This is a genomic window from Streptomyces sp. NPDC088707, assembly GCF_044752725.1.
In the GTDB taxonomy this organism is placed as follows: Bacteria; Actinomycetota; Actinomycetes; order Streptomycetales; family Streptomycetaceae; genus Streptomyces.
The window spans coordinates 261160-275327 of record NZ_JBIVLV010000011.1 but is presented as its reverse complement, the minus strand read 5'-3'; the positions used below and the strand labels follow the sequence as shown (position 1 = coordinate 275327).

General features: G+C 69.4%; 13 protein-coding genes. 1 reads left to right on the top strand and 12 read right to left on the bottom strand.

The features are described from left to right. Positions 1–4 precede the first annotated feature (4 nt). The 12 genes from nuoL to ACIP84_RS30325 form a co-directional block, all read right to left on the bottom strand. Positions 5–1897: an NADH-quinone oxidoreductase subunit L gene (gene nuoL / locus ACIP84_RS30380; RefSeq protein WP_401802105.1), complete on the bottom strand. Its 1893-nt coding sequence runs from the start codon at positions 1895–1897 to the stop codon at positions 5–7. Positions 1898–1907: 10 nt separating this feature from the next. After that, positions 1908–2207 carry an NADH-quinone oxidoreductase subunit NuoK gene (nuoK, locus tag ACIP84_RS30375; protein WP_189800457.1) on the bottom strand — a complete coding sequence of 100 codons (300 nt, stop codon included), beginning with the start codon at positions 2205–2207 and terminating at the stop codon, positions 1908–1910. Further along, positions 2204–3028: an NADH-quinone oxidoreductase subunit J gene (locus ACIP84_RS30370; protein ID WP_355968146.1), complete on the bottom strand. Its 825-nt coding sequence runs from the start codon at positions 3026–3028 to the stop codon at positions 2204–2206. The genes nuoK and ACIP84_RS30370 overlap by 4 nt, the downstream gene beginning before the upstream one ends. Continuing rightward, positions 3025–3621, bottom strand: a complete 597-nt coding sequence (gene nuoI, locus ACIP84_RS30365; RefSeq protein ID WP_355968144.1) for an NADH-quinone oxidoreductase subunit NuoI — start codon at positions 3619–3621, stop codon at positions 3025–3027. Before nuoI ends, ACIP84_RS30370 begins: the two co-directional genes overlap by 4 nt. Then, on the bottom strand, positions 3596–4957 hold the full coding sequence (nuoH, locus tag ACIP84_RS30360) for an NADH-quinone oxidoreductase subunit NuoH (protein ID WP_355968142.1): 1362 nt from the start codon (positions 4955–4957) through the stop codon (positions 3596–3598). Before nuoH ends, nuoI begins: the two co-directional genes overlap by 26 nt. Further along, the gene (locus ACIP84_RS30355) at positions 4954–7452 is read right to left on the bottom strand and encodes an NADH-quinone oxidoreductase subunit G (RefSeq protein WP_401802103.1); all 2499 of its coding nucleotides are present in this window, start codon (positions 7450–7452) and stop codon (positions 4954–4956) included. Before ACIP84_RS30355 ends, nuoH begins: the two co-directional genes overlap by 4 nt. Then, complete coding sequence (gene nuoF / locus ACIP84_RS30350) at positions 7449–8801, bottom strand: NADH-quinone oxidoreductase subunit NuoF (RefSeq protein WP_355968138.1); 1353 nt, start codon at positions 8799–8801, stop codon at positions 7449–7451. Before nuoF ends, ACIP84_RS30355 begins: the two co-directional genes overlap by 4 nt. After that, positions 8798–9538, bottom strand: coding sequence for an NADH-quinone oxidoreductase subunit NuoE (nuoE, locus tag ACIP84_RS30345; protein ID WP_030318838.1), 741 nt, complete (start codon positions 9536–9538; stop codon positions 8798–8800). Before nuoE ends, nuoF begins: the two co-directional genes overlap by 4 nt. After that, the gene (locus tag ACIP84_RS30340; RefSeq protein ID WP_401802099.1) at positions 9535–10857 is read right to left on the bottom strand and encodes an NADH-quinone oxidoreductase subunit D; all 1323 of its coding nucleotides are present in this window, start codon (positions 10855–10857) and stop codon (positions 9535–9537) included. Before ACIP84_RS30340 ends, nuoE begins: the two co-directional genes overlap by 4 nt. After that, complete coding sequence (locus tag ACIP84_RS30335; protein ID WP_319310817.1) at positions 10857–11588, bottom strand: NADH-quinone oxidoreductase subunit C; 732 nt, start codon at positions 11586–11588, stop codon at positions 10857–10859. The genes ACIP84_RS30340 and ACIP84_RS30335 overlap by 1 nt, the downstream gene beginning before the upstream one ends. An 88-nt stretch (positions 11589–11676) precedes the next feature. Then, positions 11677–12231 (bottom strand): NADH-quinone oxidoreductase subunit B family protein, encoded by a 555-nt coding sequence (locus ACIP84_RS30330; protein WP_073911042.1) that lies wholly within the window; start codon positions 12229–12231, stop codon positions 11677–11679. A 17-nt stretch (positions 12232–12248) separates the two neighbouring features. Next, positions 12249–12608: an NADH-quinone oxidoreductase subunit A gene (locus tag ACIP84_RS30325; protein WP_019888619.1), complete on the bottom strand. Its 360-nt coding sequence runs from the start codon at positions 12606–12608 to the stop codon at positions 12249–12251. A 670-nt stretch (positions 12609–13278) separates the two neighbouring features. Here ACIP84_RS30325 and ACIP84_RS30320 point away from each other — a divergent pair. Further along, on the top strand, positions 13279–14163 hold the full coding sequence (locus tag ACIP84_RS30320; protein ID WP_355968131.1) for a C40 family peptidase: 885 nt from the start codon (positions 13279–13281) through the stop codon (positions 14161–14163). The last annotated feature ends 5 nt before the right edge of the window (positions 14164–14168 follow it).

Here is a 14168-nt window from a genome sequence, read left to right as displayed (position 1 = left end):
GCAGTTACACCGCCCTCATCAGCAGGGTCGCGGCGATCAGCACCGCCGTACCTCCGAACATGGAGACCGCGTACGAGCGGGCGTAGCCGTTCTGGAGCTTGCGCAGCCGGCCGGAGAGTCCGCCGACACCGGCCGCAGTGCCGTTGACCACGCCGTCGACCAGGGTGTGGTCGACGTAGACGAGCGAGCGGGTCAGGTGGGTGCCGCCGCGGACGAAGACGGCGTGGTTGAGGTCGTCCTGGAGGAGGTCGCGGCGGGCGGCCCGGGTGAGGAGCGAGCCGCGCGGGGCGACGACCGGGACGGGCTTGCGCCCGTACTGGACGTACGCGAGGCCGACACCGATCACCATGACGGCGACGGTGGCGGTGGTGACGGCGGCGGCGCTGAGCGGCGAGTGGCCGTGGGCGAAGCCGGTGACCGGTTCCAGCCACTCGACGAAGCCGGCGAACTCGAAGTAGGCGCCCGCGGCGACGGAGCCGACGGCGAGCAGGACCATGGGGACGACCATGGACTTGGGCGACTCGTGCGGGTGCGGCGGGTTGCCGTCCGCGTCGTTCTGCCAGCGCTTCTCGCCGAAGAAGGTCATCAGCATCACGCGGGTCATGTAGTACGCGGTGATGGCCGCGCCGAGCAGGGTGACCGAGCCGAGGATCCAGCCCTCGGTGCCGCCCTTGGCGAAGGCCGCCTCGATGATCTTGTCCTTGGAGAAGAAGCCGGACAGACCGGGGAAGCCGATGATCGCGAGGTAGCCGAGACCGAAGGTGATGAAGGTGACCGGCATGTACTTCCGCAGGCCGCCGTACTTCCGCATGTCGACCTCGTCGTTCATGCCGTGCATGACCGAACCGGCGCCGAGGAACAGACCGGCCTTGAAGAAGCCGTGGGTCACCAGGTGCATGATCGCGAAGACGTAGCCGATGGGGCCCAGGCCGGCGGCCAGGATCATGTAGCCGATCTGCGACATCGTCGAGCCGGCGAGGGCCTTCTTGATGTCGTCCTTCGCGCAACCGACGATCGCACCGAAGAGGAGCGTGACCGCGCCCACGATGGTGACGACGAGCTGCGCGTCGGGCGCGGCGTTGAAGATGTCGGCGGAGCGGACGATCAGATAGACACCGGCGGTCACCATCGTGGCCGCGTGGATGAGGGCCGAGACCGGGGTCGGGCCCTCCATCGCGTCCCCGAGCCAGGACTGCAGCGGCACCTGGGCCGACTTGCCGCAGGCGGCGAGGAGCAGCATCAGACCGATCGCGGTCAGCGTGCCCTCGCCGGCCTCGCCGGTCGACGCCAGCACCGGCCCGAAGGCGAAGGTGCCGAAGGTGGTGAACATGATCATGATGGCGATGGAGAGGCCCATGTCGCCGACCCTGTTGACCAGGAAGGCCTTCTTCGCGGCGGTGGCCGCGGTGGGCTTGTGCTGCCAGAAGCCGATCAGGAGGTACGAGGCGAGGCCGACGCCCTCCCAGCCGAAGTACAGGAGCAGGTAGTTGTCGGCGAGGACGAGCAGGAGCATCGCCGCGACGAACAGGTTGAGGTAGCCGAAGAAGCGGCGGCGGCGCTCGTCGTGCTCCATGTATCCGATGGAGTAGACGTGGATGAGCGTGCCGACCCCGCTGATCAGCAGGACGAAGGTCATCGACAGCTGGTCGAGCTGGAAGGCCATGTCCGCCTGGAAGCCCTCGACGGGGATCCAGGTGAAGAGCCGCTGGTGCAGGGCCCGGTCGTCGGCGCTCCTGCCGAGCATGTCGGCGAAGAGCGCGAGGCCGATGGCGAAGGAGGCGGCCGCGAAGAGCGTGCCGATCCAGTGCCCGGCCTTGTCGAGCCGCCGTCCGCCCAGGAGCAGGACGGCCGCGCCGAGCAGGGGCGCCCCGATGAGCAGCGCAATGAGATTTTCCACGGTCAGCCCCTCACAGCTTCATCAGGCTGGCGTCGTCGACCGAGGCCGAGTGGCGGGCACGGAAGACGGACACGATGATCGCGAGCCCGACGACGACCTCCGCGGCGGCGACGACCATCGTGAAGAACGCGATGATCTGGCCGTCGAGGTTTCCGTGCATGCGGGAGAAGGTGACGAACGCGAGGTTGCAGGCGTTGAGCATGAGCTCGACGCACATGAAGACCACGATCGCGTTGCGCCGGATCAGGACCCCGACCGCGCCGATGGTGAACAGCAGGGCGGCGAGGTACAGGTAGTTGACGGGATTCACCGGGTGGCCTCCTCTTCGTCCCGGTCCCGGCCGAGCCGCTCCTCGGAGCGCTGCTCCAGGGCCTTGAGGTCGGCGAGGGCCTCGGTGGAAACGTCCCGGATCTGGCCCCGCTTGCGCAGGGTCTGCATGACGGTGAGCTCCGCGGGCGTGCCGTCGGGCAGCAGACCGGCGATGTCCACGGCGTTGTGCCGGGCGTAGACGCCGGGCGCGGGCAGCGGCGGCACGTGCGTGCCCTCGCGTACGCGCTGCTCGGCCAGCTCCCGCTGGGTGCGGGCCTTCTCGGTGCGCTCGCGGTGCGTGAGCACCATCGCGCCGACGGCGGCGGTGATGAGGAGCGCGCCGGTGATCTCGAAGGCGAAGACGTACTTGGTGAAGATGAGGGCCGCGAGGCCCTCGACGTTTCCGCCGTACGCGCTGTTGGCGGCGCCGAGTCCGGCGAACTCCTTCAGCGAGGCGTTGCCGATGCCGGCGGCGAGCAGGATGCCGAAGCCGAGGCCGCAGGCGACGGCCCACCAGCGCTGGCCCTTGATGGTCTCCTTCAGCGAGTCCGCGGCCGTGACACCGACCAGCATGACGACGAAGAGGAAGAGCATCATGATCGCGCCGGTGTAGACGACGATCTGGACGATGCCGAGGAAGTACGCGCCGTTGGCCAGGTAGAAGACCGCCAGGATGATCATGGTTCCGGCGAGACAGAGGGCCGAATGCACGGCCCGCCTCATCAGGATCGTGCACAGGGCGCCGACGACGGCGACGGTCCCGAGGACCCAGAACTGGAAGGCCTCACCGGACGAGGTGGCGTAGGCCGCGAGGTTGCTCATGCGCCCGCCCCCTCCGGCTCGCCCTTCTCCCCCTTGGACACGGCGACCTGGCGGACGGTCCCGGGTGCGGCCCCTTCGACGAGGCCCAGGTAGTAGTCCTGCTCCGTCATGCCCGGGAAGATCGCGTGCGGCGAGTCGACCATGGTGTCCTCGAGGCCCGCGAGGAGCTGCTCCTTGGTGTAGATCAGGTTCTCGCGGGAGGAGTCGGCCAGTTCGAACTCGTTGGTCATCGTCAGCGCCCGGGTGGGGCAGGCCTCGATGCACAGTCCGCAGAGGATGCAGCGGGCGTAGTTGATCTGGTAGACGCGGCCGTACCGCTCGCCCGGGGAGTAGCGCTCCTCGTCCGTGTTGTCCGCGCCCTCGACGTAGATGGCGTCGGCGGGACAGGCCCAGGCGCACAGCTCGCAGCCGACGCACTTCTCCAGACCGTCGGGGTGACGGTTGAGCTGGTGCCGGCCGTGGAAGCGGGGCGCCGTCGTCTTCGGCTGCTCCGGGTACTGCTCGGTCAGCCGCTTCTTGAACATGGCCTTGAAGGTCACGCCGAAGCCGGCCACCGGATTCTGGAAATCAGACACCGTCCGTCTCCTTTCCATCACTCGCAGGAGCGGTATCGGGGGCGCCACTGGCAACGAGGTCCCGGTCCTGCCGCGGCCTGCGCCGGGGCACGGGCGGCAGGGACTGTCCGGGCTTGGGCGGTACGGGGAAGCCTCCGGCCATCGGGTCGAAGGAGCGGGTGTCCTCCGGCGGGGGCGCCGCGGCCTTCGCCTTCCGGTCGCGGAACACGTCGACCACGAAGGACAGCAGCAGCAGTCCGAGGACGGCTCCGGCGACGTACAGGACGATGTTGCCGAAGGCGATGTTCTCGTTCCGCAGGGCCCGGACGGTGGCGACCAGCATCAGCCAGACCACGGAGACCGGGATGAGGACCTTCCAGCCGAGCTTCATCAGCTGGTCGTAGCGGACGCGGGGCAGCGTGCCGCGGAGCCAGATGAAGAAGAAGAGCAGCAGCTGCACCTTGATGACGAACCAGAGCATCGGCCACCAGCCGTGGTTCGCGCCCTCCCAGAAGGTGGAGACCGGGTACGGGGCCCGCCAGCCGCCCAGGAAGAGCGTCACCGACACGGCGGAGACCGTCACCATGTTCACGTACTCGGCGAGCATGAACAGCGCGAACTTGATGGACGAGTACTCGGTGTTGAAGCCGCCGACGAGGTCGCCCTCGGACTCCGGCATGTCGAACGGGGCGCGGTTCGTCTCACCGACCATCGTGACGATGTAGATGATGAACGAGACCGGCAGCAGGATCACGAACCAGCGGTCCGCCTGCGCCTCGACGATCGCCGAGGTCGACATCGACCCCGAGTAGAGGAAGACGGAGGCGAAGGCCGCGCCCATGGCGATCTCGTACGAGATCATCTGCGCGCAGGAGCGCAGACCGCCGAGCAGCGGGTACGTGGAGCCGGACGACCAGCCGGCGAGGACGATGCCGTAGATGCCGACGGAGGCGACCGCGAGGACGTACAGCATCGCGATCGGCAGGTCGGTGAGCTGCATGGAGGTGCGCTGGCCGAAGATCGACACCTCGTTGCCGGCCGGTCCGAAGGGGATCACGGCGATCGCCATGAACGCCGGGATGGCGGCGATGATCGGGGCGAGGACGTAGACGACCTTGTCGGCCTTCTTGACGATCACGTCCTCCTTGAGCATCAGCTTGACGCCGTCCGCGAGGGACTGGAGGAGGCCCCAGGGGCCGTGCCGGTTGGGGCCGATGCGCAGCTGCATCCAGGCGACGACCTTGCGTTCCCACACGATGGAGAACAGCACGGTGATCATCAGGAAGGCGAAGCAGAAGACGGCCTTGATCAGGACGAGCCACCAGGGGTCCGTACCGAACATGGACAGGTCTTCGGCGGCGAGCGGCGTGGTCATGCCTGCACCTCCGTGACGTCGAAGGGGCTCGGGGTCGCCGGGCCGATGCGGACCAGGTCGCCGGGGTGGGCGCCGGTGTCGGAGAGGACACCGCGCCCGGCCGAGTTCAGCGGGAGCCAGACGACGCGGTCGGGCATCTCGGTGACCTGCAGCGGGAAGGCGACGGAGCCCGCGGGGCCGGTGACTTCGAGGGTGTCGCCGTCCTTGACGCCGGTGTCGGCGGCGGTGGCGGCGGAGAGCCGGGCGACGGCCGCGTGCCGGGTGCCCGCGAGGGCCGTGTCGCCCTCCTGGAGCCGGCCGAGGTCGAGGAGCATCCGGTGGCCGGCGAGGACGGCCTCGCCGTCGCCGGGCCGGGGCGCGGCCTGGCCGGGTTCGACGGGCTCGGAGGCCCGCTCCTCCGTCCAGCCGCCGAGCCGGTCGAGTTCCCGGCGTACGGCCCTGAGGTCGGGCAGCGCCAGGTGGGCGTCGAGGGCGTCGGCGAGCATGTGGAGCACGCGCGCGTCAGCCGGGGCCGGCGGCCGGGTCATCTGCTCGGGCTTGAGCGCGGCCTCGAACATCCGGGCCCTGCCCTCCCAGTTGAGGAAGGTGCCGGGCTTCTCGGCGACGGCGGCGACCGGGAGGACGACGTCGGCGCGTGCGGTGACCTCGCTGGGCCGCAGCTCCAGGGAGACGACGAAGGCCGCGTCGAGTGCCTCGCGCGCGCGTTCCGGGTCCGGGAGGTCGGAGACCTCGACGGCGCCGACGAGCAGGGCGGCGAGTTCGCCGGTGGCGGCGGCCTCCACGATCTGGCCGGTGTCGCGGCCGTAGCCGTGCGGGAGTTCGCGGACGCCCCAGGCGGCGGCGACCTCCTCACGCGCGCGTGGGTTGGTCGCGGGCCGGCCGCCGGGCAGCAGCGCGGGGAGCGCTCCGGCCTCGACGGCTCCGCGTTCGCCGGAGCGGCGCGGGATCCACACGAGCCGGGCGCCGGTGGCGGCGGAGGCGCGCAGGGCGGCGGTCAGGGCGCCGGGGACGCCGGCGAGGCGCTCGCCGACGACGAGGACCGCGCCTTCCTGACGGAGGGCCTCGGCGGCGGCGAGTCCGTCGCCTTCGAGGCCGACCCGGGAGGTGAGGGCGTCGAGCCACTCGGTCTCGGTGCCGGGGGCGGCGGGCAGCAGGGTGCCGCCCGCCTTCTCCAGGCCGCGGGTGGCGAAGGCGGCGACCGCGTAGGTCTTCTGGCCGTGCTTGCGCCAGGCCTTGCGGAGCCGCAGGAAGACGCCGGGGGCCTCCTCCTCGGCCTCCAGGCCGACGAGGAGGACGGCCGGGGCGGCTTCGAGCGAGGTGTACGTGACGCCCGTGCGGTCCAGGTCGCGGCCTCGTCCGGCGACGGCGGAGGCCAGGAAGTCGGCCTCCTCGCCGGAGTGGATCCGGGCCCGGAAGTCGATGTCGTTGGTGTCGAGGGCGACCCGGGCGAACTTGGCGTACGCGTAGGAGTCCTCGACGGTCAGCCTGCCGCCGGTGAGGACGCCGGTGCGGCCGCGGACGAGTCCGCGGGCGGCCGCCTCCAGGGCCTCGGGCCAGGACGCCGGCTCCAGTTCACCGGTGCCGGCGTTGCGGACCAGCGGGGTGGTGAGCCGGTCGCGCTGCTGGGCGTACCGGAAGCCGAAGCGGCCCTTGTCGCAGATCCACTCCTCGTTGACCTCGGGGTCGTCGGCGGCGAGCCGCCGCATGACCTTGCCGCGCCGGTGGTCGGTGCGGGTGGCGCAGCCGCCGGCGCACTGCTCGCACACGGACGGCGTGGAGACGAGGTCGAAGGGGCGGGAGCGGAAGCGGTAGGCGGCCGAGGTGAGGGCGCCGACCGGGCAGATCTGGATGGTGTTGCCGGAGAAGTACGACTCGAAGGGGTCGCCTTCGCCGGTGCCGACCTGCTGGAGGGCGCCGCGCTCGATGAGTTCGATCATCGGGTCGCCGGCGACCTGGTTGGAGAAGCGGGTGCAGCGGGCGCAGAGGACGCAGCGCTCGCGGTCGAGCAGCACCTGGGTGGAGATCGGGATCGGCTTCTCGTAGGTGCGCTTGACGCCCTCGAAGCGGGACTCGGACTGCCCGTGGGACATGGCCTGGTTCTGCAGGGGGCACTCGCCGCCCTTGTCGCAGACCGGGCAGTCCAGCGGGTGGTTGACGAGCAGCAGCTCCATCACACCGTGCTGGGCCTTCTCGGCGACGGGGCTGGTCAGCTGCGACTTCACCACCATGCCGTCGGTGCAGGTGATGGTGCAGGAGGCCATCGGCTTGCGCTGGCCCTCGACCTCGACGATGCACTGGCGGCAGGCGCCGGCGGGGTCGAGGAGCGGGTGGTCGCAGAAGCGCGGGATCTCGATGCCGAGCTGTTCGGCGGCGCGGATGACCAGGGTCCCCTTGGGGACGGAGATCTCGATGCCGTCGATCGTCAGCGAGACGAGATCCTCCGGCGGTACGGCCGGGCTGCCGCCGCCGGCGGGCTGGGGCGTGGTGACGGTCATGCGGTCACCTCCTTGTGGTTGTCCGCCCAGGCGGTCGACTTGGCCGGGTCGAAGGGGCAGCCGCGGCCGGTGATGTGCTGCTCGTACTCGTCGCGGAAGTACTTGAGCGAGGAGAAGATCGGCGAGGCGGCGCCGTCGCCGAGGGCGCAGAACGACTTGCCGTTGATGTTGTCGGCGATGTCGTTGAGCTTGTCGAGGTCGGACAGCTTGCCCTTGCCGGCCTCGATGTCACGGAGCAACTGGACGAGCCAGTACGTGCCTTCGCGGCAGGGTGTGCACTTGCCGCAGGACTCGTGGGCGTAGAACTCGGTCCAGCGGGTGACGGCCCGGACGACGCAGGTGGTCTCGTCGAAGCACTGGAGTGCCTTGGTGCCGAGCATCGATCCGGCGGCGCCGACGCCCTCGTAGTCGAGGGGCACGTCGAGGTGCTCGTCGGTGAACATCGGGGTGGAGGAGCCGCCGGGCGTCCAGAACTTGAGCCGGTGGCCGGCGCGCATGCCGCCGCTCATGTCGAGGAGCTGGCGCAGGGTGATGCCGAGGGGGGCCTCGTACTGGCCGGGCGAGGTGACGTGCCCGGACAGCGAGTACAGCGTGAAGCCCGGGGACTTCTCGCTGCCCATCGAGGTGAACCAGTCCTTGCCCTTGTTGAGGATCGCGGGAACGGACGCGATGGACTCGACGTTGTTCACCACGGTGGGGCAGGCGTACAGACCGGCGACCGCCGGGAAGGGCGGGCGCAGCCGGGGCTGGCCGCGGCGCCCTTCGAGCGAGTCGAGCAGCGCGGTCTCCTCACCGCAGATGTACGCGCCGGCGCCGGCGTGCACGGTGATGTCCAGGTTCAGCCCGCTGCCGAGGATGTCCCGGCCGAGGAAGCCGGCGGCGTACGCCTCGCGCACCGCCTCGTGGAGGCGGCGCAGCACGGGGACGACCTCGCCGCGCAGGTAGATGAACGCGTGCTCGGAGCGGATCGCGTAGCAGGCGATGATCATTCCCTCGATGAGGGAGTGCGGGTTGGCGAAGAGGAGGGGGATGTCCTTGCAGGTGCCGGGCTCCGACTCGTCGGCGTTGACGACGAGGTAGTGCGGCTTGCCGTCGCCCTGCGGGATGAACTGCCACTTCATGCCGGTGGGGAAGCCGGCGCCGCCGCGTCCGCGGAGGCCCGATTCCTTGACGTACGCGATGAGGGCGTCGGGGCTCATCGCGAGGGCCCGCCTGAGCCCCTGGTATCCCTCGTGCCGCTCGTAGGTCTCCAGGGTCCAGGATTCCGGCTGGTCCCAGAAGGCGGAGAGGACGGGCGAAAGGAGCTTCTCGGGGCTGCTGTTGTTGATCTCGGCGGCCAAGGTCATCACTCCCCCTCCTGACCGGAGGTCTCACCGCGCGGGTGGACGATTCGGTGGTGCGGCTGCTCGCCCTTGGCGAGTCGGAGTCCCACGAGCGAGGCCGGCCCCGCGCCGCCGGTGGCCTCGACGGCGCCGGGGCGCTCGTCGGGGAAGCCGGCGAGGATGCGGGCGGTCTCCTTGAAGGTGCAGATCGGGGCGCCGCGGGTGGGTTCGACGGTCCGGCCGGCCCGCAGGTCGTCGACCATGCGCTTGGCGGACTCGGGGGTCTGGTTGTCGAAGAACTCCCAGTTGACCATCACCACGGGGGCGAAGTCGCAGGCCGCGTTGCACTCGATGTGTTCGAGCGTGATCTTGCCGTCGTCGGTGGTCTCGTTGTTGCCGACGGCGAGGTGCTCCTTGAGCTCCTCGAAGATGGCGTCGCCGCCCATGACCGCGCAGAGCGTGTTCGTACAGACGCCGACCTGGTAGTCGCCGGACGGCTTGCGCCGGTACATCGTGTAGAAGGTGGCGACGGCGGTGACCTCGGCGGTGGTCAGACCGAGGGTCTCGGCGCAGAACGCCATGCCGGTACGGGTGACATGGCCCTCCTCCGACTGCACGAGGTGCAGCATCGGCAGGAGCGCGGAGCGGGAGTCCGGGTAGCGGTCGATGATCGCCCGGGCGTCCTCGGTCAGGCGGGCGTGGACCTCGGCCGGGTACGCGGGGGCGGGGAGCTGGGGCATGCCCAGGCTGATCTGGTCGGTCATCGGTCGACGCCTCCCATCACGGGGTCGATGGAGGCGACGGCGACGATGACGTCGGCGACCTGGCCGCCCTCGCACATCGCGGCCATGGCCTGGAGGTTGGTGAACGACGGGTCGCGGAAGTGGACCCGGAAGGGGCGGGTGCCGCCGTCGGAGACGACGTGCACGCCGAGCTCGCCCTTGGGCGACTCGACGGCCGCGTAGGCCTGTCCGGCCGGGACCCGGAAGCCCTCGGTGACCAGCTTGAAGTGGTGGATCAGGGCCTCCATCGAGGTGCCCATGATCTTCGCGATGTGGTCCATCGAGTTGCCGAGGCCGTCGGCGCCGAGCGCGAGCTGCGCGGGCCAGGCGATCTTCTTGTCGCCGACCATGACCTCGCCCGGCTCCAGACGGTCGAGGCACTGCTCGACGATCCGGAGTGACTGGCGCATCTCCTCCAGGCGGACGAGGAAGCGTCCGTAGGAGTCGCAGGTGTCGGCGGTGGGGACCTCGAAGTCGTAGTCCTCGTAGCCGCAGTACGGGTCGGTCTTGCGCAGGTCGTGCGGGAGACCCGCCGAGCGCAGGATCGGTCCGGTGGCGCCGAGCGCCATGCAGCCGGTGAGGTCGAGGTAGCCGACGTCCTGCATGCGGGCCTTGAAGATGGGGTTGCCGGTGGCGAGCTTGTCGTACTCCGGCAGGTTCTTCTTCATGGTCTTCACGAACTCGCGCACGGCGTCGACGGCGCCGGGCGGCAGGTCCTGGGCGAGGCCGCCGGGGCGGATGAACGCGTGGTTCATGCGCAGACCGGTGATCAGCTCGTACAGGTCCAGGATCATCTCGCGGTCCCGGAAGCCGTAGATCATGATCGTGGTGGCGCCGAGCTCCATGCCGCCGGTGGCGATGCACACCAGGTGGGAGGAGAGCCGGTTGAGCTCCATCAGCAGGACGCGGATGATGCTGGCCCGGTCCGGGATCTGGTCGGTGATGCCGAGCAGCTTCTCCACGCCGAGGCAGTACGCCGTCTCGTTGTAGAACGAGGTGAGGTAGTCCATGCGCGTGACGAAGGTGGTGCCCTGCGTCCAGGTCCGGTACTCGAGGTTCTTCTCGATGCCGGTGTGGAGGTAGCCGATGCCGCAGCGGGCCTCGGTGACGGTCTCACCGTCGATCTCCAGGATCAGCCGGAGCACGCCGTGGGTGGACGGGTGCTGGGGGCCCATGTTGACGATGATGCGCTCGTCGTCGGCCTTGGCCGCCGACTGGACGACCTCTTCCCAGTCGCCGCCGGTCACCGTGTAGACGGTGCCTTCTGTCGTCTCTCGGGGAGACGCGTGGGACGTGGACATCAGCTGTACGACCTCCGCTGGTCCGGAGCCGGGATCTGGGCGCCCTTGTACTCGATGGCGATGCCGCCGAGGGGGTAGTCCTTGCGCTGCGGGTGGCCCTGCCAGTCGTCCGGCATCATGATCCGGGTGAGGGCGGGGTGGCCGTCGAAGACGATGCCGAAGAAGTCGTACGTCTCGCGCTCGTGCCAGTCGTTCGTCGGGTAGACCGCGACGAGCGACGGCAGGTGCGGGTCGGTGTCCGGGGCGGACGTCTCCAGGCGGATCAGCCGGCCGTGGGTGAGCGAGCGCAGGTGGTAGACGGCGTGCAGCTCGCGGCCCTTGTCGCCCGGGTAGTGGACGCCCGAGACGCCGGTGCACAGCTCGAAGCGGAGCGCCGGGTCGTCGCGGAGGGTCCGGGCGACGCGGACGAGGTGCTCCCGCTCGATGTGGAAGGTGAGCTCGCCGCGGTCGACGACCGTCTTCTCGATGGCGTTCCCGGGGAGCAGACCCTGCTCCTCCAGGGCGCCCTCGAGTTCGTCGGCCACCTCGTCGAACCAGCCGCCGTAGGGGCGGGAGGCCGGTCCGGGGAGCCGGATCGAGCGGACGAGTCCGCCGTAGCCGGAGGTGTCGCCGCCGTTGTTGGCGCCGAACATGCCGCGCTGGACGCGGACCTCCTCGCCGTGCTCCCCGCGCTGCCCCGGCAGGTTCTGCGCGCTGAGGTCCTTCTCGGGATTGGGTGTCTCGTCGCTCACTGTGCTGAACCGTTCCCTTCTCCGCCCGCGCTGCGCAGAGGTGCCGGCATCGTTGCTTTCTGCGGCCCGGCGGCCGCGCGTGCGTCGCTCACCGGAGCAGACCCTTCAGTTCAATCGTCGGCAGTGCCTTGAGCGCCGCCTCCTCCGCCTCCCGGGCCGCCTCCTCGGCGTTCACGCCGAGCTTGGAGTCCTGGATCTTCTGGTGGAGCTTGAGGATCGCGTCGAGCAGCATCTCCGGCCGCGGCGGGCAGCCGGGCAGGTAGATGTCGACCGGCACGATGTGGTCGACGCCCTGGACGATCGCGTAGTTGTTGAACATGCCGCCCGAGGAGGCGCAGACGCCCATGGAGATCACCCACTTGGGGTTGGGCATCTGGTCGTAGACCTGCCTCAGGACGGGCGCCATCTTCTGGCTGACCCGGCCGGCCACGATCATCAGGTCGGCCTGGCGCGGTGAGCCGCGGAAGACCTCCATGCCGAAGCGGGCCAGGTCGTACCGGCCGGCTCCGGTGGTCATCATCTCGATGGCGCAGCAGGCGAGGCCGAAGGTCGCGGGGAACACGGACGCCTTGCGCACCCAGCCCGCGGCCTGTTCGACCGTCGTCAGCAGAAAGCCGCTCGGGAGTTTCTCTTCGAGTCCCATAGGTGCCCCTCAGCCCCTCAGTCCCATTCCAGGCCGCCGCGACGCCACACATACGCGTAGGCGACGAAGACGGTGAGCACGAAGAGCAGCATCTCCACGAGCCCGAAAAGCCCCAGGGCGTCGAAGGTGACCGCCCAGGGGTAGAGGAAGACGATCTCGATGTCGAAGACGATGAAGAGCATCGCCGTCAGGTAGTACTTGATCGGGAAGCGGCCGCCTCCGGCGGGAGTGGGTGTCGGCTCGATGCCGCACTCGTACGCCTCAAGCTTTGCCCTGTTGTACCGCTTTGGCCCGATAAGCGTGGCCATGACCACGGAGAAGATCGCAAACCCCGCACCCAGGGCACCGAGCACGAGGACGGGCGCGTACGCATTCACGCTCCTCGCTCCTTCCAGTCGTCCTTGACCGTTGGACCGCACGGCCGGACCGTGAAAGATCGCCCCCATGTGAGGCAGTTCACAAGCCCGGCTGCCCCGCATCTTATGCCTGCCCCTCTGTGATCTGCGACACGGGGTACACCAACGACTTTGTGATCTCCACCACCTGACGAAGGATCATGAAGTCGGATGAGCGGTGATCTTGTTGCGCGAAGCGCCCAGGTGATCACCAGATGTGACATCCGGACCGGAAATCGCAGATCGGAGGGAGTGTCGCACTATCAAGTGATGGTCACTACAGGCAAATTGGCGATGGACGCATCCGGGTGATAAAGGAACCGCCCGTCGCCCGGTCGGGGGGTCCCGCGTACGGCGGTGGACGCGTGCGCCCGTTCACGAGCGTTCGTGAGACAGGAGTGTGACCTGCATCACGCCTCGAAGCCTCGAAAAACATGGGGCTTGGCCACATGCGTCAAGAGATGGTAAGCGTCGGGCAATTCGGGCGTTTCATTGAAAACCCGTGATCAAGGGCCAGATGAGCTGTGCCCGATTTGCCCGTTACGGCGTCAATAAGGGCGTCACAGAAGCGGATTACGAGATTCCGAACGTAACTGTGGCGCAACCCACGTTTCTTGAAGGGAACCGTGAAGCCCTGATAGCGGTTGTCCTCATGTCCCACACCGCTCACATACCCAGCCACCGGAAGCCCCGCCGCAGCGCCTCGAAGCTCGCGCTGCGAGCCGGAGTTGCCGGTGGCGTCCTCGGCACCATCGCGGTGGCCGGTGCTGCCGGGCCGGCGAATGCCGAGCCGGTGACCGAGACCATCGAAATGCCCACCCTGGGCTCGCTCGAGACCGGCACCGGTCTCGCCTCCGCCGTCGCCGCCTCCGCCGAGGCCTCCCAGCAGGAGGCGCTCGACCAGAGCCTCCAGACGCAGGAGAACCTGGCGCTGCAGAAGGCCGCCAAGGAGGCCAAGAAGGCCAAGGCGGAGGCCGACCGCAAGGCCGCCGCCGAGAAGGCCGAGAAGGCCCGCCTCAAGGCCGAGGCCGAGGCCAAGGCCGAGCAGGAGCGCAAGGACGCCCAGGAGCGCGCCTCACGCACCAGTGAGCGCACCCAGCTCACCTCCACGTCGGCGAGCGGCGACTCCTCGGACTCCGGCTCCTCCGCCGGTTCCGGCGAGAGCCAGACGCAGGCCCCCTCCGGCTCCGCCGCCGCGATCGTGGCCTTCGCCCGCGCCCAGGTCGGCGACTCGTACGTCACCGGCGGCACCGGCCCCAACTCCTGGGACTGCTCCGGGCTCGTCCAGGCCGCCTACCGCCAGGCCGGCATCGACCTGCCCCGCATCTCGTACGACCAGTCGAGCATGGGCACCTCCGTCTCCCTGAGCAACCTTCAGCCGGGCGACATCCTGTACTGGGGCAGCCGCAGCGGCTCGTACCACGTCGCGATCTACGTGGGCGGCGGCAACTACGTCGGCGCGCAGAACTCGTCGACCGGTGTCGTCGAGCGCTCCCTGGACTGGGACATGCCCTCCGGCGCGGTCCGTCTCCTCTGACCGAC